Genomic DNA, 24,260 nt, shown 5'->3' on the forward strand with positions numbered 1-24,260 from the left:
TCCGTGACATGCTGGCCACGGAAACCGGCCGTAACAAGGCTGGCGGCGGTCCGGCCAGAAACCAATCGAGCCAGCCGGGCCCAAATCGGGGCAGGCGGGTGCCACAACGGCGCCGCTACCGGCAGCGGGAGGCAAGGACATGAGCATGAAATTCGACATCCAGCCCGCATCCAATCCGACCTCCGAGAAGGATCGGGTCGCCAAGCTGGTCGACCCCGGTTTCGGGCGGGTCTTCACCGACCACATGGCAGTGGTCCGCTACAACCAGGCCAAGGGTGGCTGGTACGAGGCGCGTGTCGAGGCCCGCGCCAATTTCCAGCTCGATCCGGCCGGCGCCGTCCTGCACTACGCCCAGGAAATTTTTGAAGGCCTCAAGGCCTACAAGCGCGACGACGGCGGCGTGAACCTGTTTCGCCCCGATGCCAATGCCCGGCGCTTCAAGGACTCGGCGGACCGCATGGCGATGGCGCAGCTCCCTGAAGACGTCTTCATCGAGGCGGTCGAGCAAATCGTGCGCATCGATCGCGCCTGGATGCCGGGCGGCGAGGGCAGCCTTTACCTGCGCCCCTTCATGATCGCGAGCGAGACCTTCCTCGGCGTCAAGCCGTCGTCCGAATACATTTTCGCGGTGATCGCCTCGCCGGTCGGCTCCTACTTCAAGGGCGGCCCCGCGCCGGTCTCGATCTGGGTGTCGGAGAATTACACGCGCGCTGCCGTCGGCGGCACCGGCGCCGTCAAATGCGGCGGCAACTATGCCGCAAGCCTGCGTGCGCAGGCCGAGGCGATCCAGCACGGCTGCGACCAGGTCGTCTTTCTCGATGCAATCGAGCGCCGCTACATCGAAGAGCTCGGCGGCATGAATGTGTTCTTCGTGTTCGACGACGGGTCGCTCTCGACGCCGCCGCTGGGCACCATCCTGCCCGGCATCACCCGCGACTCCATCATTGCGCTGGCCAAAGACGCCGGCAAGACCGTGCGTGAGGAGCCGTACTCGCTCGACCAGTGGCGCAAGGATGCGGCCAGCGGCAAGCTGAAGGAAGCGTTTGCCTGCGGCACCGCCGCCGTGATCTCGCCGATCGGCACGGTGCGCTCGGTGAGCGGCGATTTCGAGATCAGCGGCGGTGCCGCGGGCCCCGTCGCCATGGGCCTGCGCAAGCAGCTCGTCGACATCCAGTACGGCCGCACCAACGATCCGCACAACTGGATCCGGAAGGTGGATTGAGGCCCTTCTTCCTTCTCCCCTTGTGGGAGAAGGTGGCGCGAAGCGCCGGATGAGGGGTTCTATCCGCGAGTTCAAGGGTCAGTTGGACTCGCGGATAGAACCCCTCACCCGTCTCGCCGCTACGCGGCGAGCCACCCTCTCCCACAAGGGGAGAGGGGAAAAGGGCATCGCTGGTTGGCTTTTCTCGCCATGAACGCGACACCATGATCGTGCGACAAAGTCCAAGACCTCGCATACCCAGACATCGAGTCATCCGGACATCGCGATCATGACATCCACTCTTCCCCAGTCCCTGAAATGGGTCGTTCTTGCCGCGGTCACCGGCATCACCGTATTCGGCATTCTGACCATCGGCCCCAAGCCGGACGTCTCCGCTGAGGGCCGTTCGCCCGTCGTCGACGTGCGCACCACCGATCCGGAGATGAACACCGCGATCGCGCGCGCCCGCGGCACGCTGCCGACCTTTTGGGCCTCCTACGAGGCGCCGAAGCCGTCGGAGACAGGGCATGCCCTGAAGGTGCACTTTTCGACCCGCAAAGGCGGTGAGCACATCTGGATGGCCGAGGTGAAGAAGCTACCCAATGGGGCCTATTCCGGCCTCTTCGCCAACGAGCCACGCGATCTGGCCGGCAAGCGGGCAGGCGATAAGGTCGAATTCACTGAAGCCGACATCTCGGACTGGATGTTCATGCGCAACGGCAAGATCGTCGGCGGCGAAACCATCAAGCCAACGCTGAAGTCGCTGCCGAAAGCGGATGCCGACGCGCTCCGGGCGCGGATGGAGCAGCCGTAAGCCATTACCCGGCAGTTGCCGCATCACGCGTCGGCTGGTAAATGCCGCGCATGGCCGAAAAACCCAAAAAATCCCAGAAACTGAAGGCGCGCCTGCCGCGCGGGCTCGAGGATCGCGATCCCGCCGCGATCCGGGCGACGCGCGAGATGGTGGAAAAGATCCGGACCGTGTACGAACTCTACGGGTTCGAGCCGGTGGAAACGCCGGCGATGGAATACACCGACGCGCTCGGCAAGTTCCTGCCCGACCAGGATCGTCCGAACGAGGGCGTGTTCTCGTTCCAGGACGACGACGAGCAGTGGATCAGCCTCCGCTATGATTTGACCGCGCCGCTCGCCCGCTATGTCGGCGAGCGATACGGGACCGACGGTCTTGTGTTGCCCTACCGCAGCTACCGCGTCGGCTACGTCTTCCGCAACGAGAAGCCCGGCCCCGGCCGCTTCCGCCAGTTCATGCAGTTCGATGCGGATACGGTGGGATCGGCCACGCCGGCGGCGGACGCGGAGATCTGCATGATGGCCGCGGACACGATGGAAGCGCTAGGCATTGCGCGCGGCTCGTATGTCGTCAAGGTGAACAATCGCAAGGTGCTCGACGGCGTTCTGGAAGCCATCGGGCTCGGCGGCGAAGAGAACGCAGCACGCAGACTGACGGTGCTGCGCGCGATCGACAAGCTCGACAAATTTCCCGCCGAGGAAGTTCGCAAACTGCTCGGTCCCGGTAGATGGGATGGCGGCGAAGAAGGCAAGGGCGACTTCACGAAGGGCGCCAATTTGAGCGCGTCGGAGGCTGACGTCGTTCTCGCCATCACCAAACCGCGCGACGATTGGAAAGAGGCGATCGCCGCGGCGGAGGTCTATCTCGCCAAGAGCGAAGTCGGTCAGGCCGGCGTGAGCGAGCTGGAAGAGATCGCGAAACTGGTGACGGCGTCGGGGTACGGCGCGGACCGCATCAAGATCGATCCCTCCGTGGTGCGCGGTCTCGAATATTACACGGGCCCCGTCTACGAGGTCGAATTGCTGCTCGAGACCAAGGATGACAAGGGCCGCCCGGTCCGCTTCGGCTCGGTCGGCGGTGGTGGCCGCTATGATGGTCTCGTCTCGCGCTTTCGCGGCGAGCCGGTGCCGGCGACCGGATTCTCGATCGGCGTGTCGCGGCTTCAGGCCGCGCTGACTCTGCTTGGCAAGCTCGACACGCGGCCCGAGTTCGGCCCCGTCGTCGTCACCGTGTTCGACCGCGACCGCGTCGCCGACTATCAGAAGATGGTCGCATCGTTGCGAACCGCCGGCATTCGCGCCGAACTCTATCTCGGCAATCCCAAGAACATGGGCAACCAGCTCAAATATGCCGATCGCCGCAATGCGCCCTGCGTCATCATCCAGGGCTCGGATGAAAAAGCGCGTGGCGAGGTGCAGATCAAGGATCTGATCGAGGGCGCGAAGGCGGCGGCCGCGATCGCTTCCAACCAGGAATGGCGCGAGAGCCGCCCGGCGCAGTTCTCGTGCAGCGAGGCCGACCTCGTCGCCAAAGTGCGCGAGGTGTTGGCGCGGCATGACGTGAGCTGGGGCTAGCCATTCGCTGACGTCGCCATGCCCGGGCTTGTCCCGGACATCTACCTCCTGTTTGATGGCGCCCGTCAATGGCCGGCGTCCGGCCCCAAGGGAGAGAAAAATGCCTGAGATCACTGTCAGCATGGCCGAAGGCCGCACCGACGAACAAAAGGCCGGCATGATGCGCGACATCACCCAGGCACTGGTGAAGAATCTCGGCGTCGATGCCGACGCCGTCGTCATCCAGATCAATGAAGCCCCGCTCCGCCACAAGATGAAGGGCGGCAAGACGTTCGTGGAGCGCGCGGCGGCTGCGAAGAAGTAGCCGGCGCTGGTTCGGCAACCACAAAGGTCGTCCTGGCGAAAGCCAAGGACCCATTACCCCAAGCGGCAGTTGTCGCAGCAGGTCGTGGTTTAGACCGCGCATGACAATGTTGGGTCGGGGTAATGGGTCCTGGATCGGCGCTCCGCTTCGCTGCGCTTGTCCAGGACGACGGGGGGAGGCCCCATGGACGCACGCGACTTCATCAAGGTCGGCATGAGCGCCGAGCGCACGCTGGTGGTGCCGGTGGAGCGCACGGTCGGGCATTTCGTGCCCGGCATGCCGATGGTCTATGCGACGCCGATGATGATCCTGGAAATGGAGATGACGTCGGGCGATGCGATTCGTGCGGCGCTTCAGCCGGGCTGGGTCACCGTCGGCACCGAGGTCGATATCCGCCATCTTGCAGCAGCCCTCGTCGGTGCGACGGTGCGGACCACTGCGAAGGTTTTCGCGGTCGAGCGCCGCGTCATCCGCTTCGAGGTCGAGGCCTTCGAAGGCCCGCGAAAACTCGGCGAAGGGCGCCACGCGCGCGGGCTCGTCAATGTCGAGATGTTCAACAAGCGGCTAGCCGCAGGCTCGAAATCGTAGGGTGGGCAAAGGCGCGCAGCGCCGTGCCCACCATCTTTCCGCGATTGCATTCGAATGGGTGGGGCACGCTTCGCTTTGCCCACCCTACGGCACACTTTCTTACTTCGCCAATTCCTTCGACCGCTTCGTCGCCGCCGCGATGGCGCGGATCATCAGATCGCGCAGGCCGGGCTCGCCCATCAGCACGCCGAGTGCCGCGGCCGTGGTACCGCCGGGCGAGGTGACGTTCTGGCGCAGCGTGCCGGAGGCAAGCTCCGACTGGTGGAGAAGTTCACCCGAGCCGGCGACGGTTTCGCGCGCGAGTTTTGTCGCGAGCGCCTCGGGCAATCCCGCCTCGACACCGGCGCGCGCGAGTTCCTCGGCCAGCAAAAACACATAGGCCGGACCCGAGCCGGACACCGCAGTGACCGCGTCCATCAGGCTCTCATCGTTGACCCATTCGACCGAGCCGGTGGCGCGTAGCAGCGCATCGGCCACCGCGCGTTGCTGTGCGCTGACATTGTTCGCGGCGACAGCCACCGTGATGCCGCGACCGATCGCGGCCGGCGTGTTCGGCATCGCGCGCACCACCGCGCCGCCGCAGACCTCCTCGAGCGAGGCGATCGTGGTTCCCGCCATGATCGACACCACCGCGGTCTTGTCGGAGACGAATGGCTTCAGCTTGGCGCCGGCCTCGCGGAACATTTGCGGCTTCACCGCGACGACGAGCGTCTCGACCTGGCCTGCCGTCGTCACATCAGGATTGAGCGCAATCCCCTTGGCGGCAAGTGCGGTGATCTCGGCCGAGATGTGCGGATCGATCACCGCGACGCGGCGCGGATCGAGCCCGCCCGAAAGCCATCCGGTCAGCATCGCGCCGCCCATCTTGCCGGCACCGGCGAGCAGGATGGTGCCGGTGATGTTCTCGAGAGTGTTGTTGCTCGTCATAGCCGTTGCCACAAACTCAGTGTCGTCCCGGCGAAGGCCGGGACCCATAACCACAACTGGTTTTAATGGATGGAGGTGTTGGCAACAAGCAGCGTGCCACAAGCGAAATCACGCGGTATGGGTCCCGGCCTTCGCCGGGACGACGGCGAGCAGGGAGCGACGCCTTCCTCACGCGCTGGAGAGCTGAGTGCGCTTACGCCTCGCCCACCGTGTCGAACATGGCCGCGTCCATGGCTTCCGTCGTGGACTTGCCTGCCCACACCACGAACTGGAACGCCGGGAAATAGCGTTCGCAGGCGTGGATGGCGCCTGCGAGCATGGCTTCGCACTGGCCGGTGGAGGCGATGAGCCCGCCCGGCAGCACCAGGGCCTGCCGGTGCATGATCATGCCGGTGGTGGTCCACAGGTCGAAGTGCCCGACCCACAATTGCTCGTTGACCGCGGCCACGAGCCGCTGGACCTCCGGTCGCCGCGCAACCGGGATCTTCATGTCAAACGCGCAGGCCAGATGCAGCGCCTCGATCTCGCCCATCCAGGTGAAGGAGATCTGGTAGTCGGTCCATTGTCCCTTGGAGACAATCGTGAGTTCGTCTTCGCCGGAGCGTTCGAACGGCCAGTTGTTGCTGGCAGCGATATCCTCGACCACCGCGAGCGGATGGTTTTTGGAATCGATGGTGCCTTCGAGCAGGGACATGCCGTCTCGACCTCTTGCCTTTTTGTTGTCTTTGATACGCACGCGGTTGGTCCGGCGCGCGCTCCCTTAAATCTTGCTAAGGCGATCCATTCGGATCAGCGCGGGCTTGTCGCGGATCAACTGATGTGATTTGCGGAATCTGCGCAACTGGCTGCCGAGTCCGTCCACAAGTCAGGACTCGTTCGTCCACAGCTCATCTCCGCCACAATTATTAACGCCGGTGAGGCCGAACCGGATGGAGAAGAACAAACCGGAATCGGATTCGCCAAAGGCCTGCCAATCGCTAATTCCGTCGCGTGCCCCCTGGACCGCCATGGCGGCATGGGACCATGCGGTTTTCCCATGCGGAACCCGCTTGCCGCGGCCCCGAACCGGCGTCATATTCCGGTCAGGCCGTTCATCCCGGGCGGCCGATGTTCTCAGGGCGGGGTGAAAGTCCCCACCGGCGGTAAGGGCCGTAAGGCCTAAGCCCGCGAGCGCCTTCCTCAAAGCCTTGCTGAGGGGAAGGGTCAGCAGATTCGGTGCAACTCCGAAGCCGACGGTTAAAGTCCGGATGAAAGAGAACGGTCGGTGGCAGACGCATCGCAGGATGCGGCTGTTTGTCGTTCCGTGTGCCCTGATTCTGGTCCTTAACTGAGGAAAGCCATGAATCAGATGTTGCAAGATCCCCAAGCCGAAACGTCCCAACCAACTCAAACGCCACCGCCGGTTCCGCAAGATCCGGTGCCCGACCATCCGCGCTTCGCGAAACCGCAGCGGGTGGCCTTCGTGCAGGCCTGCTGGCACCGCGACGTGGTCGAGGAGGCCCGCATCGCCTTCGCGAAGGAGGCAGAAGCGCGCCACCTCAATCATGTCGACGTGTTCGAGGTGCCGGGCTCGTTCGAGATCCCGCTGCATGCGCAGATCCTGGCCAAGACACGACGCTACACCGCGATCGTCGCGGCCGGCCTCGTCGTCGACGGCGGCATCTACCGCCATGAGTTCGTCGCCGATACCGTGATCAAGGCGTTGATGGACGTGCAGCTGCGCACCGAGGTGCCCGTGTTCTCCGCGGTGCTGACGCCGCAGCAATTCCACGAGACCGAGGTGCACTACGATTTCTTCCGCAAGCATTTTGCCATCAAGGGCGTCGAAGTGGCAGCCGCCTGCGCGGAGACACTGCTCGGGCTCGAACGCCTGCGCGGCCAGGTCGCCGCGGGAATCGTGTAACGCAGCGCAACGACCATCCCTCATCCCGAGGGGCGCGAAACGCGTCTCGAAGGATGAGGGCGATCGCCGCCGTCATCACCCCAGTGACACCCCCGCTTTGGCGCGGCTGATCCCAAGCGTCAGGATGCGCTGCAGGAGAGCCGGATATTTCAGTCCGTCATGTAGAGCGGCCGTGGCGAACTCCTGGCTCTTGGCGATCTCGGGATTGGGATTGGCTTCGATGAAATATGGCGTGCCGTCGGCAGTGAGACGAAAATCGATGCGCGCATAGCCGTCGAGGCCGAGCACCCGGTAGATGCGTTTCGCGGCCCGCTGGATCCTGGCGGTCACTTCCGGCGCCAGATCCTTCGCAGGCCCGTCGACGATGCCGACCTTCTCCTGATAGTCGGTGTCGTGCTTGGCCTTCTCCGTGGCGATATGCCGTGACGAGCGGCCACCCATGCTGCCGAATTTCAGCTCCCAGACCGGCAGAACGCGCAAGCGATTGTTGCCGAGCACGCCGACGTAAAGCTCTCGCCCCTCGATGAACTGCTCGGCGATGGCGGCGGATTCGACCCGCTCGTGGATGAAGGCAACCCGCTCGGCCAGCTTCTCGTCGGTGTCGACGATGGAGGCTTGCGAGATGCCGAACGAGCCATCCATGTTCAGGCTCTTGACGATCAGCGGCAGCGCAAGGCGTGTCGGGCGTTTCACCTTGCGGCGCATCGGGAAGACCGCAAAGGCCGGCGCAGCGATCCGGCGGTGATGCACCAGCGTCTTGGACAAATCCTTGCCGCGGGCCAGGGTCAGGCCGCGCGGATTGCACCCGGTATAAGGGACCTTCATCAGCTCGAGATAGCTCGCGATGTGCTGGTCGAAGGCGACGTTGTTGTGGAATTCCTCCAGCAGCGTGAACACCACGTGCGGCTTGAACTCCTCGATCGCCTCGCGCACCGGCTTGATTTCCTCCTGCGCGCCGAGTGGTCGAACCTCGTGGCCGGCTGCGCGCAAGGTACTCACGACGTCGTATTCGGTTTTCCACGCGTTGATCTCCTGCACGGTGTGTCCGTCGCTGGAGTCCGGCGGCACGAAGTCCGGATGCATGAGCACCAGAATGCGCAGACGTCTCATAGCGCGATCCATTTTCGTTGAGACGGGCCAAACATCGTGTGCATCGTCTTGGCGGTCACGAGGACGATGAAGTCGAGAACGAGCTTCTGTTCGGGGCCGACGGCACGCAGATCGAGCTCGCGGCAGCGAGAGATCATCTCGTCGAGCACGGCATCGAGTGTAAGCTGATTCTCGCCCGTCCATCGCGCCACCAGCTGCCTGATATGGGCGCGGTGCCGCCGGATCAGGGCCGAAGCCGGCTTCGAGCGGTGATGCCGTGGATCGGCTGAAAACAGCCGGGACAGATCGCGGTCGTAGGTCTTGGGGGGCGTGAAGGCGTAGAACGCCTGCTTCTTCTTGTAGTGCTCTTCGAGCGTCTGGCTCAGCCGACCCAGCGTATCGACACGCTCCCGCGTCGTGATCAGCGGTCGCTTGCCCGCGATCTCGCCCATCAGTTCGTCGACATATTCGAGCTTCTTCAGCGCCGGCCAGCCGGCGTATCGTGTCCGCCAGTTCGAACGGGGCCGCAGCCACACCGCAAAGGTCTCGGCGAAATCCTCGTCCGGATGGCTCTGCGCGTACCAGAGCCGCAGATGCTGGACATAGCGCCGGCTGGCCGGATTGGGCCGGTAATAGCGCGGATAATGTTTCGACGACGGGCCGAACAGTTGCTGCCAGCGCCGGCGGCGCTGCAACTGGTAGCCGTGCTGTATGGCGTGGCCCGCTTCGTGACGGAGGATGGCCATGCATTCACGCCAGGTTCCGCCCTCGACGTCGAACATCATCTTCTTCTCGAGCTTCATCAGGCGGGGATGAGCGAGATAGAACGGAATGGCGATGCCGGGAACGCCGCCCGGACTGAACCATTCGCTCGACATCCAGGTGTGCGGCCGCAGCCGGATGCCGCGCTCCTGGAGCTCCTCGTACAGCGCGCTGACGCAATCCTCGAGCCAGGTGCCTTCGACCGTAACCCTCAGGCTGGAGAGGCGTTGCTTGAGCAACTCATCATCCGACAGCTTCTCCCAGGCAAATTTCCGGCGTGGCATCGGGCATCCAGAGGGCAGAGATGACTCGGGATTCGGATGATGTCATGGGCGCTCGTTGGCAACAACCCGGGGGGCGGCGGCGCGTGAGGCCGTAGGGGGCAAAGCGACTTGTCCGCCGGAACTCGACGAGCGAAGGCGGAAGCGTGCTCACCGTCTTCATGGCCACAAAAAAGGTGGGCACGGCGCGTTGCGCCTTTGCCCACCCTACGATTTTCCGCAAGCGGCCAGAGGCGAAAACCTCAGTCAAACAGGCTCGACACCGACTCTTCCGCCGCGGTGCGCGCGATCGCGTCGGAGATCAGGCTGGCGATCGGCAGCGTGCGGATGTTCGGGGCCTTGCTCACCGCATCCGTCGGCAGGATCGAGTCGGTGATCACCAGCTCCTTCAGCCTGGAGTTCGTGATCCGGGCCGCCGCGCCGCCGGAGAGCACGCCGTGGGTGATGTAGGCGTAGACGTCCTTGGCGCCCTTGGCGATCAGCGCGTCAGCGGCGTTCACCAGCGTGCCGCCGGAATCCACGATGTCGTCGATCAGGATGCAGGTGTAGCCGGCGACGTCGCCGATGACGTTCATGACCTCGGATTCACCCGCCCTCTCGCGGCGCTTGTCGACGATCGCGAGCGGGGTGTTGATGCGCTTGGCGAGGCCGCGTGCGCGCGCCACGCCGCCGACGTCGGGCGAGATCACCATTGTCCTGGAGAGGTCGAACTTGTCCTTGATGTCGCGCACCATCAGCGGCGCTGCGTAGAGATTGTCGGTCGGGATGTCGAAGAAGCCCTGGATCTGGCCGGCATGCAGGTCGAGCGTCATGACGCGGTCGACGCCAGCCTGGGTGATCAAATTGGCGACGAGTTTTGCCGAGATCGGCGTGCGCGAACCCGACTTGCGGTCCTGCCGGGCGTAGCCGAAATAGGGCAACACCGCGGTGATGCGGCGCGCCGAGGAGCGGCGCAGTGCGTCGGTGATGATCAGCAATTCCATCAGATGGTCGTTCGCCGGAAACGAGGTCGACTGGATGACGAAGGCATCCGAGCCCCGCACGTTCTCCTGGATCTCGACGAAGATCTCCATGTCGGCGAAGCGCCGTACCACCGCCTTGGTCAGCGGCAGGTCGAGACCTTGCGCGATGGCCTGAGCGAGAGCCGGATTGGAGTTGCCGGCGACGAGCTTGATGGAGCCGTTCTTGGCCGACATGGACGCTTCCTCCCGCGCTTTGCTGGACACGATGTTCAACATCAAACAATACCCACTGGAAGCACGGTTACGACGGGCGAGGAAATATCAGGCCGGGGGCTGCAATGGCAACCCGGGGCACTACGTTTTCCCTGCGAAATCCCGAGTCCGGCCAACGGTTTGGCCGGAAAACGGGGCCGTGGTTTCGCGGGGGTTAGCGCTCGGCATAGCCCAGCGCCGAGGCCGGCATGTCGGCCAATGGAGCCTCCGGGATCACGCTCGCCACGGCCGGCCCGCGCAAGCCGGGCGCCGAGTTCGGCGCATCCGGTGTACCGTTGATCATGTTGGAAAGTCCGCTGAATCCGGCCTGGGCGATCTTCCGCAGCACGAGGTCGTCGGCAGCGCCCCAAGGATCCCGGCCGCCCTTGGCCGCGGTCGGTTCCTCGCCGGAAAGGCGCAGCGCCCGCTGCTGGTTGGCGTCGTAGACGTCCCAGACCCAGGCGATCACGGTCTTGCCACGAACGATCTGGGCGGAGAGGTAGCTGCGCACGCGGTAGGCAGCCGTCCCCTCGCGGGAGACCACGGACAGGCTGCGCAGCTTGGATTCGCTGTCGAGCACGCCGACCATGCGGTCGAACACTTGCGGCGGCGGCCCGTCGATCGATTCGAACGCGACTGTCGCCCCCGAGCCGGCGCTCGGCGCCATCGCATAGGAGTTCGCGGCGCCACCGCCACCGGCACAGCCGCCAAGCGCGGCCGTCAGCAGCATGACCGCGAGCACGCGCGAACCCGCGCGGCGCAAGATGAATGACGCGTCCCTCATTATGGAGGGCAGCGATATCGTTAAAACGCATTAACGTCTAGGGCGGGGGCGCCACAGGCCACTATCATCGCGCGCAGGCATCGCCCCGGAATGACACGGGGTTGCCTTTGTGTTCACGCTTCGAGCGCGATCGCGTGAACGTGGCGGCCGTAATCCGGCTCCTTGCGATGTACCGAGCGGCGGTAGCTGAAGAAGCGTTCGTCGGCGTAGGTGTCCAGACCGAGATCGTCGATCATCAGGATGCCCGCGGCTTCCAGACGCTTGCGGATGAAGCCGGCGAGGTCGAACATCGCGTGTCCCTCGCGCACCGACGGGATGAAGAACATGGCGTTGTCTCCATCCGCCTCGATGAAGCGCGCCACGAACTCGTTGCCGACTTCATAACTGTCCTGGCGGATCAGCGGGCCGATCGCGGCGATGATGCGGCTCCGCGAGGCGCCGAGTTTTTCCATCGCCGAAATGGTCTGCTCCAGCACGCCGGTGAGCGCACCCTTCCAGCCGGCATGCGCGCCGCCGATCACGCCCGCATTGGGATCGACGAACAGCACCGGTCCGCAATCGGCGGTGGAGACGCCGAGCGCGATGCCGGGCACCTTCGTCACCAGCGCATCGCCCTTCGGCCGCGGCCCGCTCGGCCACCGAGCTTCGGCCACGAGCACGTCGGGCGAATGGATCTGGTGCAGGCTGAGAAAGCGTTCGGGTGCGACGCCGACATGCTCGGCCATGCGGCGGCGGTTCTCCGCAACAAGGGCCTGGTCGTCATTGGAGCCGAGCCCGCCGTTCAGCGCGGAATAGATGCCGCCCGAGACGCCGCCCTCGCGGGTGAAGAAGGCGTGGCGCAGGCCGGGCACCGCGGACAGCAGCGAGGAGGCAAGCGTCATGAATCGTCTCCGGCGCGTTCGAGATCGCTGAGTCCCGCAAGGCCCGTCAGCCGCGGCTCGGAGATGCCGAGCACCTTGAACATCGAACCCATGCCGCTGCGCCCGGTTTCGGTCAGGCGCTTGAGCGCGATCGAAATGTCGGTGACGACGTCAGGCGCCGCCTTCTGCATCAAGGCGGCTGCACGGGTCTCGATGCCGACGCGTTTGAGGAAATCGCCCTGCGTCACCGGCCCGTGCACGCGGGCGCCGACGTCCTCCGCCCCGCGCGCGAGCGCCTGGAAGTCGACATGGGCTGTGACGTCGGCCTGGCCCGGCGCCTTCAGGGGATCGGTGAAGGTGTGGCGCGCGATCGCCTGGAAGGTGTCGCCGGCATCGCTGCGCAGATGACCGTAATCGATGATCAGCGCCGCGCCGTCCTGGTCGCGCACGCGGCTGGCGAGCTTCATGATCTCGGCATCGGGCCGCCATTCGAACACGGCCCCGACGGGCGCGGCGCGCACCAGAGGCGGCAGCAACACCTCGAAGCGCGGCGTCGGCTCGGCCGCCGCGCCGAATTGAAGTTTTCCGTTGGCGTCGACCTCGATCACGCGCTCGTGCCAGCCGTTCTCGTGTCGGACCATCTGGTGGATCGGCAGCACGTCGAAATATTCGTTGGCGAGGATGATGCTCGGTCCCTCGGGCACGTCGTCGATGCTGTCGTGCCAGGCGATGTTGCGCACGCCCGACAGCGTCGCACTCTGCCGCTCGCGGAGGACGGGATTGACCTCGACCATGTGGATGTGGAGCGCCTGGTAGAGCGGCGGCAGCACGCGGAGCGCGCGCAGGGCGTCGGCCATCATGGTGCCGCGGCCGGGGCCGAGCTCGATCAGCCGCAGGAATTGCGGCGAGCCCATCTGCTTCCACACCGAGGCGGTCCACAGGCCCAAGAGCTCGCCGAACATCTGGCTGACCTCCGGCGCAGTGGTGAAGTCGCCTTCTCGTCCCAACGGATCGCGCGAGACGTAGTAGCCATAGCGCGGATGCATCAGGCACAGTTCCATGTACCGCCAGACCGGCATGGGGCCCGAGGATTTGATCAGCGCCTTGATCTCGTCGAGTAACGGCTGGTCGGTCACGGCCTATCTTCTCAAAAGGAATTAACGAATAGCCCCTACGGGCTCGGGCGCACCGCGCCTCACTGCCAATACAATAAGTATGAGGCCTACAATAAGCATCGGGATCGACAACAGCATGCCCATGGTTAATCCGCCCCAGAGGAAGCCGAGCTGGACGTCCGGTTCGCGGAAATGCTCGCCGGCGATCCGGCTCAAACCATAGATCAGGATGAAGGCGCCGAGGATCATGCCCGGCCGTTTCAGGGCGCCGAAGCGGATCATGATCGCGAGGGCGGCAAACAGCAAAATGCCCTCCATGCCGGCCTCGTAGAGCTGGCTCGGATGGCGTGGCAGCTGGGTGGGATCATTGGGGAAGATCATCGCCCAGGGCAGCTCCGGGTCGGCGGCGCGGCCCCACAATTCGCCGTTGATGAAATTGGCGATGCGGCCGAGCAGCAGCCCGACCGGAGCGACGGCGGTGGTGATGTCGCCGAGCGACAGGATCGAGATGCGGTTGCGATAGGCGAACCACATCACCGCGACGACGCAGCCGAGGAAGCCGCCGTGGAAGGACATGCCGCCTTCCCACAGCCTGAAAATCGCGGCGGGATGGTCGATGAAGAAGGGCAGGTTGTAGAACAGCACATAACCGGTGCGGCCGCCGAGGATGATGCCGAGCGTGACCCACAGAATGAAGTCGTCGATCTGCACCAGCGACATCGGCGCCGGGCCGCCCCACAGCCGCTCCCTTTTCAGGAGCGAGCGCGCATAGAGCCAGCCGAACACGATGCCGCAGATATAGGCCAGGGCATACCAGCGGATCGCGAACGGGCCGATCTCGATCGCGATCGGCTTGAAGGCGGGAAAGTCGATGAGCAGAAGTTGCATCGCGCCTTCTATGTCTGGACGAGATTGCGGCGATAGAGCGCCAGCAGACGCTCCCAATGCCGCTCGGCGGCGTCGCGGTGATAGGCCGGACGCTTGGGGAAGGCGAAGCCGTGATGGGTGCCGGGATAGATCTCGACTTCGGCTTTGGCGCCGCTCATGCCCTGCTTCACCTTCTCGATGATCTCGGCGGGCGCGTAGATGTCGGTCTCGGCGCAGGCGAAGTAGAGTTCGGCCTTGGTCTTGGCTGCCGCCAGATGCGGGCTGTCGTCCTGGTCGGTTGCGAGCTGGGTGCCGTAGACCGAAGCGGCGGCCTTGACGCGATCGGGAAAATGCGTGGCGGCGTTGACGGCGTAGCGGCCGCTCATGCAGTAGCCGACTGTACCGATCAGTTTGGTGTTCGCGGCCGCCTGGCCCTCGGCATAGGTGAGCAACGCCCGCGTGTCGTCCATGATCATGGGGATCGTGAGCGATCCCATCAGCGCGAACATGCGCTTGCGTTCCGGGGCGTTCGGATCGGCCGGCAGCGCGCCGAGCTCCATCACGCCGGAGCGGTAATAGAGGTTCGGCAGCATCACGTAATAGCCCGATGTTGCGAGCCGGCGCGCCATGTCGCGCAGCTCTTCGCGGATCGCCGGCGCGTCCATGTAGAACAGGATGACCGGAAACGGCCCGCCGCGTTCGGGATGGCTGATGAAGGTTGCGGTGTGACCGTCCTTGGTGGGGATCGCGATCTGCTGATCGATCATCTCGAGCGCCTTTTGTGATTCTTCTTATGCAGGGACGTTGAATACGATTGCAAGGAAACCGGGGCATGACAAGGATACCGCCGATCGGCCCTTGAACCCGCCCAATCGGATTGCCATTGTCTCCCCGCGCGTTCGCGCAGAGTTCATCGAAAGCCGCCAGGAGACCGACATGACCCAGACCAACAACCGGTTTTTCGACGAGATCGGCCGCCTGATGAACGATGCCGCCGGCGCCGCGCAGGGCGTCAAGCGCGAGTTCGACACGGTGATGCGCACCCAAGCCGAAAAATTCCTGCGCGACATGGACCTGGTCAAGCGCGAGGAGTTTGAGGCGGTCAAGGATATGGCGCGCCTGGCGCGCGAGGAGAACGAGGCCCTGAAGGCGCGCATCGCGGCGCTGGAGGCCAAGCTCGGCGGGTAACTCCGCCGGCTCCTTCCGGGCGATCCGGTTCCTTCCGGCCGCCCATTCTCCTTGTTATTTCCGCGTCTTCCGGGTAAAAGCCCGCCACGTCCGCAGCCCCCGCACCCCTGGAGGCTTGCTGCGGCGTATGCCATGGGCCGCGTTGCGGCCCATTAACTTTTGCAAAAACAAGGACTTAACGTTATGGCGACCGTCAAGGAATTGAAGGCGACCGCACGTCCGAAGAGCGGCAAGGGGGCCGCCCGGGCTGAGCGTCGCGCCGGGAGAGTGCCCGGAGTGATCTACGGCAACAACCAGCCCCCGCTGACCATCTCGGTGGACGATCGCGAACTGCGCTCGCGCATCCTCGCCGGCCGGTTCCTGACCACGCTGGTCGACATCGACCTCGAAGGCAACAAGCACCGCGTGATTCCGCGCGACTACCACCTCGATCCGGTCAAGGACTTCCCGATCCACGTCGACTTCATGCGGCTCGGCGAAGGCGCCACCATCCGCATCAGCGTTCCCTTGCACGTGGTGAAGGCCGAAGGTTCGCCCGGCGTGAAGCGCGGCGGCGCCGTGAACATCGTTGCGCATGCGATCGAGCTCGAGTGCGGCGTGGAGAACATCCCGCAGTTCATCGAGGCCGACGTGGGTTCGCTCGAAATCGGCCACTCGCTGCATCTCTCCGACATCAAGCTGCCGGCCGGCGTGAAGGCGCTGACCTCCGAGGACGCGACCCTCGTCACCATCGTGCCGCCGTCCGGCTACGCCGAAGAGCTGAAGGCTGCTGCTGCTGCTCCTGCCGCGGGTGCTGCTGCTCCGGCGGCTGGTGCTGCTCCGGCTGCGGGTGCTGCTGCTCCGGCAGCGGCTGCCAAGGCCCCGGCTGCCAAGGCTCCCGCCGGCGGCGACAAGAAGAAGTAATCTCTCAAAGCTGGCGCGCGGTCCCTGATCGCGCGCCGAGCGAGGGGCGCGCCGCGTCATGCGACTGTTTGTTGGGCTCGGCAATCCCGGCCCGAAATTCGCACGTAACCGGCACAATGTCGGCTTCATGGCCGTCGACGAGATCGCGCGGCGTCATGGTTTCGCACCCTGGCGCCGCAGGTTTCAGGGCGAGACCTCGGAAGGCACGCTCGGCACCGAGCGCGTGATCCTGCTCAAGCCGATGACCTACATGAATGATTCCGGCCGCAGCGTTCAGGAAGCGGCAAGCTTCTTCAAGATCGCGCCGGGCGACGTCACCGTATTCCATGACGAACTCGAACTGCCGCCGGGCAAGGTGCGGGTGAAGATCGGCGGCGGCATCGCCGGCCACAACGGCCTGCGCTCGATCTCCGCCCATATCGGCAACGAGTACCGCCGGGTGCGGCTCGGCATCGGTCATCCCGGCGTCAAGGAATTGGTGCACGGCCATGTGCTGTCGGACTTCGCCAAAGCGGACAACGACTGGGTGGCGACGCTCTGCGACGCGGTGGCCGAGCACGCGGCATTGGTTGCCAAAGGCACGGACGCGACCTTCGCCAACAGGGTGCACCTCGCCATGCAGGCGAAGGGATTTTTGACCAAGGACGACAACGGCAAGGAATAACGCTCGTGGGATTTAAATGCGGGATCGTCGGGTTGCCCAATGTCGGCAAGTCGACCTTGTTCAACGCGCTGACCGAGACGGCCGCGGCGCAGGCGGCGAACTATCCGTTCTGCACGATCGAGCCGAATGTCGGCGAGGTCGCGGTGCCGGATCCGCGGCTCGATAAGCTCGCAGCGATCGCCAAGTCGGGCCAGATCATCCCGACCCGGCTGACCTTCGTTGACATCGCCGGCCTCGTGCGCGGCGCGTCCAAGGGTGAAGGCCTCGGCAACCAGTTCCTCGCCAACATCCGTGAGGTCGACGCCATCGCGCATGTCGTGCGCTGCTTCGAGGACTCCGACATTACCCATGTCGAAGGCAAGATCGCCCCGCTCGCCGATATCGAGACCATCGAGACCGAGCTGATGCTCGCCGATCTCGACAGCCTCGAGAAGCGCGTCGACAATTTGTCCAAGAAGGCCAAGGGCAACGACAAGGACGCCAAGGAGCAGCTCGACCTCGTCAATCGCACGCTGGTGCTGCTGCGCGAAGGCAAGCCCGCGCGCCTCGTCGAGCGCAAGGCGGAGGAGGAGCGCGCCTTCGGGATGCTCGGCCTGCTGTCGTCCAAGCCCGTGCTCTACGTCTGCAACGTCGAGGAAGGCTCGGCCGCATCAGGCAATTCGTTCTCGAAGGCGGTGCAGGACCAGGCTGCCAAGGAAGGCGCCATTGCGGTCGTCATCTCGGCAAAAATCGAATCCGAGATCGCCACCATTTCGCGCGACGAACGCGCCGACTTCCTGGAGACGCTGGGTCTCGAAGAGGCCGGCCTCGATCGCCTGATCCGCGCCGGCTACACGCTGCTCGACCTCATCACCTATTTCACGGTGGGCCCGAAGGAAGCGCGCGCCTGGACCATCTATCGCGGCACCAAGGCGCCGGGCGCGGCCGGCGTGATCCACACCGACTTCGAGAAGGGTTTTATCCGCGCCGAGACCATCGCGTATGAGGACTACGTCGCGCTGAACGGCGAAGCCGGCGCCCGCGATGCCGGCAAGCTCCGCCTCGAAGGCAAGGAATACGTCGTCGCCGACGGCGACGTGATGCATTTCAGGTTCAACACGTAAGACGCTGGAGTTCGTGCCCCGGAAGCGCCCTACCGCACCCCGCCGCCTTGATCCCTGATCGCGCCAAGATGCTCGTTGATGCGGAAGATGATCAGGATCAGCTCGGCGAGAATGCGCGAGAACACGATTCCGACGACGACGCTCGCGATCGACGACAGCAGCATCAGGAAGCCGCCGAACGGGCTGATCGCCATCATTGCGAGCCCGGAGAAGATGCCGGAGAGGCCGAACAGGCAGATCAGCGCGATCACCAGCCAGTAGAAGGTCTTGATGATCGTCGGCGTGATAAAGCGGTCCCATTGAAACAGGTCGCTGAATGAAAACATTGCTCTCCCCAGGGCAATTCAGGTGTTGTCGGGCCTTGCAAATGGATCGTGGCCCCTGCTCGATCCGACTCAAGACCGACGCCGGCGCGCCGAATGTAGCACGAGCCATGCGGGCCGGCGGGTTGAGATTGCCGCAAAGTGCGGCCACAATCTGTCGTTCCCTCAAACCTTTCCCAAGATGACCCTGACCTTCGAAGATTTCCCGCCCGGCCGGTTCGGAACATTCGGCCCGCGCCATGTCACGCGCGACGAGATCGTGGCCTTTGCCGCCGAGTTCGATCCGCAGCCGATGCACCTCGACGAGGACGCCGCCAGCAAAAGCATGCTGCGCGGCCTGTCCGGCTCGGGCTGGCATCTCTGTTCGCTGATGATGCGGATGATGGCCGACGGTTTCATCACCCGCGCCGCTTCGCTGGGATCTCCCGGCGTCGACGAAGTGCGGTGGCTGTCGCCGCTCAGACCCGGCGACGATCTCATGCTCGAAGTCGACGTCGTGGAGGCCCGCACCTCGAAGAGCCGCCCGGAGCTCGGCATCGTCAAATTCAAATGCACCGTGCGCAACGCCGGGGGTGATGCGCTGTGCGAGATGACGTCGCCGATCCTGATCAAGCGGCGCGAAGGGGCGGTCTGATGCCGTTTTTCGAGGAGATCGAGATTGGGCATCGCCGTGAGATCGGCGCCTATACGTTCACGGCCGAGTCGATCAAGACATTCGCCGCAAAGTTCGATCCGCAGCGTTTTCACCTCGACGAGGAGGAGGGCAAGAACTCCTTGTTTGGCGGGCTCGCGGCCTCGGGCTGGCACGTCGGGTCGGCCTGCATGAGCCTGCTTGTCGCCGACGGCCAGCGCCTGGCGCGGGAAGCCGCTTCGCGCGGCGAGGAGGTCGCGGTGTGGGGCCCGTCGCCGGGCTTTCGCGACCTGCGCTGGATCAGGCCGGTGCTCGCCGGCGACATCGTCACCTACGTCAACGTCGTCATCGACAAGCGCAGCTCCGCCTCGCGACCCGGTTGGGGCATCCTGACCGCGCGCACCACCGGCACCAACCAGCGCGGCGAGGACGTCTACGCCATCACCGCAACCGCCTTCGTGCCGATGCGTGTGAACGGCGGTTAGATTCGTTCCAGGATGAACGGCGAAAACAGCGCGCGAGTGTTGCCCCCGCGCTATGGACGCGATTCCGGGTGGCTGCCATAAGCCTGCGCAACATGGTTTTCCCGCGAAGCAATGCGCGGAACCATCGAGTTGCTAACCAATTATGAACCTGTCGCTGTCTATTTGAACGAACTGGGCAGAGTACAGGGGACGAGGACCATGGCAGACCGCGGCGCACTCAAGCTGGTCGGATTCATCTTTGCTACCGCGACGCTGGCCGTGATGCTGGTGGCCGGCATGGTGGTGAAGGGCTATGCCGACGGCGCCTACACCCTGGAAGCTTCGACCGTGGAAGCCGCCCGGTAAGATTTCGTTAACTCCGCGGCCTCCGCCCTCAGCGGCTATAGACGAACGCCAATGTCGCGATCGCAACCGCCAGCAAACCGACAAAACGCAGCATGATCGTGCCGAACTGGTTCGGCGCGGGCCGCAGCGGTATCGGGTCGGTGGTGTCGGGCCGAATGCTTTCCATGAAAAGTCCCCAGGCCCGGCCGCGATGGCAAGAGCGCTTGGCGTTAGTCGCCGGATGGATGCGGGAAGTTCAAACCCCTCCGCTGTTATGCCCCGCCAAAGCGGGGCATCCGGTACGCCGCGCGTCACAGTTCTAGCCTCGCTGCCTCTGGAATACTGGATCACCCGCTTTCGCGTGATGACACTTTTCGTGGGGCGCGTGCGCACCGTCACACACCCCACGAATCAAAACCGCCGCGCCCCTTTCGGAACGCGGCGGCTGGTGATGCGGGATGCAGCGATCAACTGTTGCGCAGGCCGTCGGCGGCGCGCTTCCACTGCGAGACGTTGTCGGCGATCATGCGGGTCGACTTCATCGCGGCCTGGCTGAGCTGGGCGTAGCCGGAGATCTCGCGCTGGACGCGCTGGCCTTCGGCGTGGAGCAGGTCGCGCAGGCTCTCGAGCTCGGAGATCAAATTCTCGATCTCGGCGAGGGAGGTGCCGGCGACGCGCTGGATCAGCGAGTTGACGTTGGTGACGGTGGCCTCCGCGCTCGGATCGAGCGGCGGCGCGTCCGCGGCGGTCGCTGCCGGACGGCGCAGATAGGCGATGTCGTTGCGGACGAAGTCACGGATGCCGGCTTCGACTTCCGTCACTGCGGCAAGGTTGGTGTCGATGGTCTCGGTCTCGGTGGCTTCGGTCTTTTCCGGACGCATGGCGTTCATCGTTATTCCCCTGTTCGCGTTGAGCGCAGCGCGAGTGTCCCCCGCACGACGACGTCGGTCTGGGACTAGGGCGCCGGATTTTGGCCGCAACTTGGCCGAGGTGCGGCAAGGGCGGTCCATTCGGGGGCTTTGCCGTGGCGTATGGTTACCGGAGTCTGAACGCGGCCGCCGCGCCGAAGTGAATGCGCGGCCGGTCGGTGCTCGACTCCCTCGCCCCGCAGGGGGGAGAGGCGAAAACAGCTACCAGCTCTTCTTGAAACCCGCCGTCAGGCTCTTGTTGATCGCCCCTTGCGAGGTTTCGCCGACGGAACCGGAGACGGTGACGTTGTCGAACAGCTTCTGTTCCGCGCCGACCTTGCGCAGCCATTTGTCGTCCGTGGTCGACAGCGACTGGCCCGCGGTGATGCTGGTGCCGGTATCGGTGAGAGTGACCTTGGCCGACTGCTCGGTCTCGTAATTGCGCGTGACGTGACCGCCGACGCCGGGGAGCGCCGTGGTGCCCTGCTGGTTGACGCTGTAGCCGTTCTGCAGCGTCAGCGACGTGTCGCCCGACAGCGGCACCGACTTGATCAGCGAGGCCCCGAGCTTGCTCTGCTCCGCGCCGGGATCGACGCGAGCCTCCACCGCGGTCTTGTCCCAGATCGCGCCGGCGCCCGGCGCGGTCGCGGCCGCCCAGGCGCTGCCGGACGATTGAGGCACGCTGCCGCCATTGCTGGCCTTCTGTGCCAGCAGCTCGGACATCGTCCGCGGCTCGCTCGTCACCGTCATGTCGGCGCCGATGCGGGCGTCCCAGAATGAGGATACCGACTGCTTCACCGTCACCGCCGAGGAGCCGTTGGCGTTGGCGTTCGTCGCCCAGTTCAGCCCGTCCTTGGCGGCGGCCTGCGCGCGCTTCTTGGCGGCGATGATGTCGTTGAGCGTGCCGGCGTCGATCGCGAGCTGGCCCCAGTCGAGCTTGTCAACGTCGATGCCGCTCAGCACGTCGGGGTCGTTGACGTCGGGGGCCTCCGCCGCTTCGGCGTCGTCGTCGGGCGCTGCGGCCGGGCCGGGGGAGAAGGGCGGAATGATCTGCGCCGAAACCGTCAGCACCGATCCCAAGATCAAAGCGGCCGCCAGCATCGGCAGCCTGGTCCAGCCAAACCCTGTCGCGAATTCCATCGTCCTGCCCGTCAGCCCAGTTCCCGCCGAGGATGCGGAACCATCATTGCGAAATTGTGGCGGTTCCATCAGACGCGAACCAACGGGCCGCGCGAAAGGCGCGCGCCCGATGACGAGCTTCTCCACGATTGCATCGGCGGGGCTGGAGGCCAGGACGCGTCGTGGGGTGCTCAGCCATCGGTCCCGAGGTGCGGGGCCCGTTGGTGTTCCGTTCAGCCGACGCTGGTCATCTTCGGCAGATGAATGGCGCGGCCAAGTGCCTGCTCGACCAGATCAAACGTGTCGATCAGCACGCGCATGCTGGTGAGCTTGCCCGCCCTGAACTGGGCAAACTGCGCCACCCGCAAGCTGATCGGCTTGCTGGAATCCAGTGCGGTCAGCGAATAGCGCAGCATCGAGGCGGCGGAATCGACACCGAGCATGATGCTCTCGCGGTCGAAGCGGCGGACCTGGAAATTGTCGGCGAATTGGCGGATGACGTCGAGCACGGCGTCCTTGCCCTGGCGCGCGCCGAGGAACGGAAACATGTCGATCGGCCCATAGAGCGCCCACTCGACGTCCTCGTCGATCAGGGCCTCGATGTCCTCGAAATGCCGGTCGTTGATCGCGCGGTGCAACGCACGCGAGAAACGCCAGAGGCTGTGCTCTGTCATCTTGGGCAGTCCTGAAGCTGGCTTGCGAAAAAGCGAAAAACAACCCCAAGCGCACAGGAAAGATGCCGCGGGGTCGCTCAACTCATTTGTATACGAACAAAATACGTCAATTCGGCCAAAACGCAATTCACGTTTTCGCAATGCACAATTGATTCCGGCGTGTGAGATTTACAATAGAACCCCGTATTTTCCCGGTCCGGGCCGGTTTGGGAGAGAGCTAGCCCCCGTCCACCCGCTCGCCCACGATCAGGGGGCCGATCTCACGTTCCAGCACCTGCTGCACCAGGTCGTAGGAATCGATGATCTCGCGGATCTGCGCCACCTTGCCGCGGCGAAAAGTGTAGAAGACGGCCATGTCGACCTGAATGATGCGGTCGTTGCTGCGCTTCCTGAAGAACACGCGCAGATAGGCCGCGACCGTGTCCCCCTCGGCGACGATCTGCGGCACCTCGTAGCGGATCTCGGCGTATCGCTCCTGCACGGTGCGCCAGAATTCGCCGAGCTCCTGCTTGCCGTGGCAGGGGCCCATGTGCGGCAGCACATCGATCGGCGCGTGGGTGAGGAAGTCGACGTCGTCGGTGCAGCACGACAGCGCGGCAGCGAGATCGCTGCGCGAGATGGCGTCGAGCAGATGCAGCACGCGCTGGCGATTGAGCTTCTCGACCGTCATTCCGCCCGCCCTCATCGGCCGTGTGGAGTTCGCGCAAGGCTAACGCGCTGCCTCGGACACCGGCAATCCGCAAACCACAGGGGATATTGCTGACGTATGACGCGCCAGCGTAATGCCAGGTTCATGACTGCAATTTATGGTTGAGCAAGCGCGAGCCTTCACGAATTCGTGCAGGCGTTCGGCTGCATGGTCTAGCGAAGCATCGCGTGCGCGCGCGGGAACCGGGACGGGCCCGTGCCTGTTGAGAGTGCGAATCCGGAGACATTGATCCATGAAATCCCTCGCCGCCATCGCCGTACTTCTCATCTGTGGCGCGACGTCCGCCGCCAACGCCAAGGGCTGCATCAAGGGCGCCGTCGTCGGCGGCGTCGCCGGCCACTATGCTGGCCATCACGGCGTCCTCGGCGCCGCCGCCGGCTGCCTCTACGGCCGCCACCATGCCAAGGAACAGCAAGAGCAGGAGAGACAGCGGCAACAGCAGAGCCAGGTGAACGGGCAGGGCAAGCTGTAACCCCTGGTCATTCGGGGGGCGCGCGCCTTGTTCCCGCAGAGGAAATGGGCGTGACGCATCTCACATCAGGTCGCCCTGATGGCGGCTGGATTCATCCGCATGTCCTCAGGGAGACGTGCCATGGCCGCCATCGCCAGAGTCAGAAAGTCCAGCCTGCATAACGCGCTCGAAGGCCTCGCGCTGACCGCGACGCTGCAGAGCTTCCCGACCTTCGCCGCCGCCGCATTCCTGCTCAAGCTGGTCGGCAATCACGACCTGGTCGGCGATCCCGGCGTCGCCATCTTCGTCGCCATCGCCTCGCTTGCCCATGCGCTGCTTGCGGTGAGCTTCCCGCATTTGTTCAAGACCGTCTACGAACCGAAGTTCTTCGAGGCCCATCTGTCGCTCGCCGACAAGATCACGGCATGGCGCACCCAGCGGTCGCCTCGCTGCAACTGATGACCACCGTGCTGCTGCTGTCGGTGATGGCGGTGGTGA

At 64.6% G+C, this 24,260-nt stretch carries 31 protein-coding genes and 1 riboswitch; of the genes, 15 read left to right on the forward strand and 16 right to left on the reverse strand.

Features of this window, described 5'->3' with window-relative positions; all coding sequences use genetic code 11:
* Window positions 1-139: 139 nt before the first annotated feature.
* From IVB07_RS05495 to IVB07_RS05515, 5 genes are all read left to right on the forward strand, one after another.
* The gene (locus IVB07_RS05495; protein ID WP_026232543.1) at window positions 140-1,222 is read left to right on the forward strand and encodes a branched-chain amino acid aminotransferase; all 1,083 of its coding nucleotides are present in this window, start codon (window positions 140-142) and stop codon (window positions 1,220-1,222) included.
* Window positions 1,223-1,490: 268 nt separating this feature from the next.
* Complete coding sequence (locus tag IVB07_RS05500) at window positions 1,491-2,015, forward strand: DUF2314 domain-containing protein (RefSeq protein ID WP_018453504.1); 525 nt, start codon at window positions 1,491-1,493, stop codon at window positions 2,013-2,015.
* Window positions 2,016-2,065: 50 nt separating this feature from the next.
* Window positions 2,066-3,586 (forward strand): histidine--tRNA ligase, encoded by a 1,521-nt coding sequence (gene hisS, locus IVB07_RS05505; protein WP_026232544.1) that lies wholly within the window; start codon window positions 2,066-2,068, stop codon window positions 3,584-3,586.
* A gap of 55 nt (window positions 3,587-3,641) precedes the next feature.
* On the forward strand, window positions 3,642-3,890 hold the full coding sequence (locus tag IVB07_RS05510) for a tautomerase family protein (protein ID WP_256470640.1): 249 nt from the start codon (window positions 3,642-3,644) through the stop codon (window positions 3,888-3,890).
* Window positions 3,891-4,073: 183 nt separating this feature from the next.
* Entirely contained in the window at window positions 4,074-4,478 is a 405-nt protein-coding gene (locus tag IVB07_RS05515; RefSeq protein ID WP_018453507.1) for a hotdog domain-containing protein, read from the forward strand.
* A 99-nt stretch (window positions 4,479-4,577) separates the two neighbouring features.
* Here IVB07_RS05515 and proC read toward each other — a convergent pair whose 3' ends face one another.
* Both proC and IVB07_RS05525 read right to left on the reverse strand, forming a co-directional pair.
* Complete coding sequence (gene proC, locus IVB07_RS05520; RefSeq protein WP_018453508.1) at window positions 4,578-5,405, reverse strand: pyrroline-5-carboxylate reductase; 828 nt, start codon at window positions 5,403-5,405, stop codon at window positions 4,578-4,580.
* Window positions 5,406-5,598: 193 nt separating this feature from the next.
* Entirely contained in the window at window positions 5,599-6,099 is a 501-nt protein-coding gene (locus tag IVB07_RS05525) for a YbjN domain-containing protein (protein ID WP_018453509.1), read from the reverse strand.
* Window positions 6,100-6,510: 411 nt separating this feature from the next.
* Window positions 6,511-6,668: riboswitch (FMN riboswitch) on the forward strand.
* 76 nt (window positions 6,669-6,744) lie between these two features.
* Here IVB07_RS05525 and IVB07_RS05530 point away from each other — a divergent pair.
* Window positions 6,745-7,308 (forward strand): 6,7-dimethyl-8-ribityllumazine synthase, encoded by a 564-nt coding sequence (locus tag IVB07_RS05530; protein WP_026232546.1) that lies wholly within the window; start codon window positions 6,745-6,747, stop codon window positions 7,306-7,308.
* A gap of 75 nt (window positions 7,309-7,383) precedes the next feature.
* Here the strand turns inward: IVB07_RS05530 and IVB07_RS05535 are convergent, their stop codons facing one another.
* The 8 genes from IVB07_RS05535 to IVB07_RS05570 form a co-directional block, all read right to left on the reverse strand.
* The gene (locus IVB07_RS05535; RefSeq protein WP_018453512.1) at window positions 7,384-8,418 is read right to left on the reverse strand and encodes an ATP-grasp domain-containing protein; all 1,035 of its coding nucleotides are present in this window, start codon (window positions 8,416-8,418) and stop codon (window positions 7,384-7,386) included.
* Window positions 8,415-9,443 (reverse strand): putative zinc-binding metallopeptidase, encoded by a 1,029-nt coding sequence (locus IVB07_RS05540; protein ID WP_018453513.1) that lies wholly within the window; start codon window positions 9,441-9,443, stop codon window positions 8,415-8,417. The genes IVB07_RS05535 and IVB07_RS05540 overlap by 4 nt, the downstream gene beginning before the upstream one ends.
* 239 nt (window positions 9,444-9,682) lie before the next feature.
* Window positions 9,683-10,636, reverse strand: coding sequence for a ribose-phosphate pyrophosphokinase (locus tag IVB07_RS05545; protein WP_007614838.1), 954 nt, complete (start codon window positions 10,634-10,636; stop codon window positions 9,683-9,685).
* Window positions 10,637-10,829: 193 nt separating this feature from the next.
* Complete coding sequence (locus IVB07_RS05550) at window positions 10,830-11,438, reverse strand: hypothetical protein (RefSeq protein WP_018453515.1); 609 nt, start codon at window positions 11,436-11,438, stop codon at window positions 10,830-10,832.
* A gap of 113 nt (window positions 11,439-11,551) precedes the next feature.
* A complete protein-coding gene (pgeF, locus tag IVB07_RS05555) occupies window positions 11,552-12,319 on the reverse strand; it encodes a peptidoglycan editing factor PgeF (RefSeq protein WP_018453516.1) in 768 nt (255 codons plus the stop codon).
* Window positions 12,316-13,434, reverse strand: coding sequence for an SAM-dependent methyltransferase (locus IVB07_RS05560; protein ID WP_247360972.1), 1,119 nt, complete (start codon window positions 13,432-13,434; stop codon window positions 12,316-12,318). Before IVB07_RS05560 ends, pgeF begins: the two co-directional genes overlap by 4 nt.
* Before the next feature lie 21 nt (window positions 13,435-13,455).
* The gene (gene lgt / locus IVB07_RS05565; RefSeq protein WP_018453518.1) at window positions 13,456-14,301 is read right to left on the reverse strand and encodes a prolipoprotein diacylglyceryl transferase; all 846 of its coding nucleotides are present in this window, start codon (window positions 14,299-14,301) and stop codon (window positions 13,456-13,458) included.
* Between the two features lie 8 nt (window positions 14,302-14,309).
* Window positions 14,310-15,047: a dienelactone hydrolase family protein gene (locus IVB07_RS05570; RefSeq protein WP_018453519.1), complete on the reverse strand. Its 738-nt coding sequence runs from the start codon at window positions 15,045-15,047 to the stop codon at window positions 14,310-14,312.
* Between the two features lie 169 nt (window positions 15,048-15,216).
* On the opposite strand from IVB07_RS05570, the gene IVB07_RS05575 reads away from it, so the two are divergent.
* The 4 genes from IVB07_RS05575 (at window position 15,217) to ychF (ending at window position 18,138) form a co-directional block, all read left to right on the forward strand.
* Window positions 15,217-15,468, forward strand: a complete 252-nt coding sequence (locus IVB07_RS05575; RefSeq protein ID WP_007596812.1) for an accessory factor UbiK family protein — start codon at window positions 15,217-15,219, stop codon at window positions 15,466-15,468.
* A gap of 183 nt (window positions 15,469-15,651) precedes the next feature.
* Entirely contained in the window at window positions 15,652-16,371 is a 720-nt protein-coding gene (locus tag IVB07_RS05580; protein WP_018453521.1) for a 50S ribosomal protein L25/general stress protein Ctc, read from the forward strand.
* Between the two features lie 58 nt (window positions 16,372-16,429).
* A complete protein-coding gene (gene pth / locus IVB07_RS05585) occupies window positions 16,430-17,035 on the forward strand; it encodes an aminoacyl-tRNA hydrolase (RefSeq protein ID WP_018453522.1) in 606 nt (201 codons plus the stop codon).
* 5 nt (window positions 17,036-17,040) lie between these two features.
* A complete protein-coding gene (gene ychF, locus IVB07_RS05590; RefSeq protein WP_026232547.1) occupies window positions 17,041-18,138 on the forward strand; it encodes a redox-regulated ATPase YchF in 1,098 nt (365 codons plus the stop codon).
* Window positions 18,139-18,167: 29 nt separating this feature from the next.
* On the opposite strand, the gene IVB07_RS05595 is transcribed toward ychF, so the two are convergent.
* Window positions 18,168-18,464 carry a DUF4282 domain-containing protein gene (locus IVB07_RS05595; RefSeq protein WP_018453524.1) on the reverse strand — a complete coding sequence of 99 codons (297 nt, stop codon included), beginning with the start codon at window positions 18,462-18,464 and terminating at the stop codon, window positions 18,168-18,170.
* A 178-nt stretch (window positions 18,465-18,642) separates the two neighbouring features.
* Here IVB07_RS05595 and IVB07_RS05600 point away from each other — a divergent pair, with 178 nt between their 5' ends.
* The 3 genes from IVB07_RS05600 (at window position 18,643) to IVB07_RS05610 (ending at window position 19,922) form a co-directional block, all read left to right on the forward strand.
* Window positions 18,643-19,095, forward strand: a complete 453-nt coding sequence (locus IVB07_RS05600) for a MaoC family dehydratase (RefSeq protein ID WP_018453525.1) — start codon at window positions 18,643-18,645, stop codon at window positions 19,093-19,095.
* Window positions 19,095-19,577: a MaoC family dehydratase gene (locus IVB07_RS05605; RefSeq protein WP_018453526.1), complete on the forward strand. Its 483-nt coding sequence runs from the start codon at window positions 19,095-19,097 to the stop codon at window positions 19,575-19,577. Before IVB07_RS05600 ends, IVB07_RS05605 begins: the two co-directional genes overlap by 1 nt.
* 198 nt (window positions 19,578-19,775) lie before the next feature.
* Window positions 19,776-19,922 carry a hypothetical protein gene (locus IVB07_RS05610; RefSeq protein WP_007596790.1) on the forward strand — a complete coding sequence of 49 codons (147 nt, stop codon included), beginning with the start codon at window positions 19,776-19,778 and terminating at the stop codon, window positions 19,920-19,922.
* Between the two features lie 28 nt (window positions 19,923-19,950).
* Here the strand turns inward: IVB07_RS05610 and IVB07_RS05615 are convergent, their stop codons facing one another.
* From IVB07_RS05615 to IVB07_RS05635, 5 genes are all read right to left on the reverse strand, one after another.
* A complete protein-coding gene (locus IVB07_RS05615; RefSeq protein WP_018453527.1) occupies window positions 19,951-20,088 on the reverse strand; it encodes a hypothetical protein in 138 nt (45 codons plus the stop codon).
* 280 nt (window positions 20,089-20,368) lie between these two features.
* Window positions 20,369-20,791 (reverse strand): hypothetical protein, encoded by a 423-nt coding sequence (locus IVB07_RS05620; protein WP_018453528.1) that lies wholly within the window; start codon window positions 20,789-20,791, stop codon window positions 20,369-20,371.
* A 240-nt stretch (window positions 20,792-21,031) separates the two neighbouring features.
* Window positions 21,032-21,949 (reverse strand): hypothetical protein, encoded by a 918-nt coding sequence (locus IVB07_RS05625; RefSeq protein WP_026232548.1) that lies wholly within the window; start codon window positions 21,947-21,949, stop codon window positions 21,032-21,034.
* A gap of 212 nt (window positions 21,950-22,161) precedes the next feature.
* Window positions 22,162-22,602 carry a nuclear transport factor 2 family protein gene (locus tag IVB07_RS05630; protein WP_018453530.1) on the reverse strand — a complete coding sequence of 147 codons (441 nt, stop codon included), beginning with the start codon at window positions 22,600-22,602 and terminating at the stop codon, window positions 22,162-22,164.
* A 217-nt stretch (window positions 22,603-22,819) separates the two neighbouring features.
* Window positions 22,820-23,272, reverse strand: coding sequence for a nuclear transport factor 2 family protein (locus tag IVB07_RS05635; protein WP_247299169.1), 453 nt, complete (start codon window positions 23,270-23,272; stop codon window positions 22,820-22,822).
* Between the two features lie 271 nt (window positions 23,273-23,543).
* On the opposite strand from IVB07_RS05635, the gene IVB07_RS05640 reads away from it, so the two are divergent.
* Window positions 23,544-23,783: a hypothetical protein gene (locus tag IVB07_RS05640; RefSeq protein ID WP_018453532.1), complete on the forward strand. Its 240-nt coding sequence runs from the start codon at window positions 23,544-23,546 to the stop codon at window positions 23,781-23,783.
* Window positions 23,784-23,903: 120 nt separating this feature from the next.
* Entirely contained in the window at window positions 23,904-24,221 is a 318-nt protein-coding gene (locus IVB07_RS05645; protein ID WP_245288369.1) for a hypothetical protein, read from the forward strand.
* Window positions 24,222-24,260 lie beyond the last annotated feature (39 nt).

The organism is Bradyrhizobium sp. 172 (assembly GCF_023101065.1).
Taxonomy (GTDB): Bacteria; Pseudomonadota; Alphaproteobacteria; order Rhizobiales; family Xanthobacteraceae; genus Bradyrhizobium; species Bradyrhizobium canariense_D.

Coding starts and splice junctions, on each gene's coding strand:
- IVB07_RS05625 (WP_026232548.1), bottom strand. CDS start 21,949: ATGGAATTCGCGACAGGGTTTGGCTGGACCAGGCTGCCGATGCTGGCG.
- IVB07_RS05610 (WP_007596790.1), top strand. CDS start 19,776: ATGGCAGACCGCGGCGCACTCAAGCTGGTCGGATTCATCTTTGCTACC.
- IVB07_RS05575 (WP_007596812.1), top strand. CDS start 15,217: ATGACCCAGACCAACAACCGGTTTTTCGACGAGATCGGCCGCCTGATG.
- IVB07_RS05620 (WP_018453528.1), bottom strand. CDS start 20,791: ATGAACGCCATGCGTCCGGAAAAGACCGAAGCCACCGAGACCGAGACC.
- IVB07_RS05635 (WP_247299169.1), bottom strand. CDS start 23,272: ATGACGGTCGAGAAGCTCAATCGCCAGCGCGTGCTGCATCTGCTCGAC.
- IVB07_RS05545 (WP_007614838.1), bottom strand. CDS start 10,636: ATGTCGGCCAAGAACGGCTCCATCAAGCTCGTCGCCGGCAACTCCAAT.
- IVB07_RS05530 (WP_026232546.1), top strand. CDS start 6,745: ATGAATCAGATGTTGCAAGATCCCCAAGCCGAAACGTCCCAACCAACT.
- IVB07_RS05595 (WP_018453524.1), bottom strand. CDS start 18,464: ATGTTTTCATTCAGCGACCTGTTTCAATGGGACCGCTTTATCACGCCG.
- IVB07_RS05600 (WP_018453525.1), top strand. CDS start 18,643: ATGACCCTGACCTTCGAAGATTTCCCGCCCGGCCGGTTCGGAACATTC.
- IVB07_RS05580 (WP_018453521.1), top strand. CDS start 15,652: ATGGCGACCGTCAAGGAATTGAAGGCGACCGCACGTCCGAAGAGCGGC.
- IVB07_RS05510 (WP_256470640.1), top strand. CDS start 3,642: ATGGCGCCCGTCAATGGCCGGCGTCCGGCCCCAAGGGAGAGAAAAATG.
- IVB07_RS05640 (WP_018453532.1), top strand. CDS start 23,544: ATGAAATCCCTCGCCGCCATCGCCGTACTTCTCATCTGTGGCGCGACG.
- IVB07_RS05605 (WP_018453526.1), top strand. CDS start 19,095: ATGCCGTTTTTCGAGGAGATCGAGATTGGGCATCGCCGTGAGATCGGC.
- IVB07_RS05540 (WP_018453513.1), bottom strand. CDS start 9,443: ATGCCACGCCGGAAATTTGCCTGGGAGAAGCTGTCGGATGATGAGTTG.
- IVB07_RS05525 (WP_018453509.1), bottom strand. CDS start 6,099: ATGTCCCTGCTCGAAGGCACCATCGATTCCAAAAACCATCCGCTCGCG.
- pth (WP_018453522.1), top strand. CDS start 16,430: ATGCGACTGTTTGTTGGGCTCGGCAATCCCGGCCCGAAATTCGCACGT.
- proC (WP_018453508.1), bottom strand. CDS start 5,405: ATGACGAGCAACAACACTCTCGAGAACATCACCGGCACCATCCTGCTC.
- IVB07_RS05615 (WP_018453527.1), bottom strand. CDS start 20,088: ATGGAAAGCATTCGGCCCGACACCACCGACCCGATACCGCTGCGGCCC.
- IVB07_RS05630 (WP_018453530.1), bottom strand. CDS start 22,602: ATGACAGAGCACAGCCTCTGGCGTTTCTCGCGTGCGTTGCACCGCGCG.
- pgeF (WP_018453516.1), bottom strand. CDS start 12,319: ATGACGCTTGCCTCCTCGCTGCTGTCCGCGGTGCCCGGCCTGCGCCAC.
- IVB07_RS05645 (WP_245288369.1), top strand. CDS start 23,904: ATGGCCGCCATCGCCAGAGTCAGAAAGTCCAGCCTGCATAACGCGCTC.
- hisS (WP_026232544.1), top strand. CDS start 2,066: ATGGCCGAAAAACCCAAAAAATCCCAGAAACTGAAGGCGCGCCTGCCG.
- lgt (WP_018453518.1), bottom strand. CDS start 14,301: ATGCAACTTCTGCTCATCGACTTTCCCGCCTTCAAGCCGATCGCGATC.
- IVB07_RS05495 (WP_026232543.1), top strand. CDS start 140: ATGAGCATGAAATTCGACATCCAGCCCGCATCCAATCCGACCTCCGAG.
- IVB07_RS05500 (WP_018453504.1), top strand. CDS start 1,491: ATGACATCCACTCTTCCCCAGTCCCTGAAATGGGTCGTTCTTGCCGCG.
- IVB07_RS05550 (WP_018453515.1), bottom strand. CDS start 11,438: ATGAGGGACGCGTCATTCATCTTGCGCCGCGCGGGTTCGCGCGTGCTC.
- IVB07_RS05570 (WP_018453519.1), bottom strand. CDS start 15,047: ATGATCGATCAGCAGATCGCGATCCCCACCAAGGACGGTCACACCGCA.
- IVB07_RS05535 (WP_018453512.1), bottom strand. CDS start 8,418: ATGAGACGTCTGCGCATTCTGGTGCTCATGCATCCGGACTTCGTGCCG.
- IVB07_RS05515 (WP_018453507.1), top strand. CDS start 4,074: ATGGACGCACGCGACTTCATCAAGGTCGGCATGAGCGCCGAGCGCACG.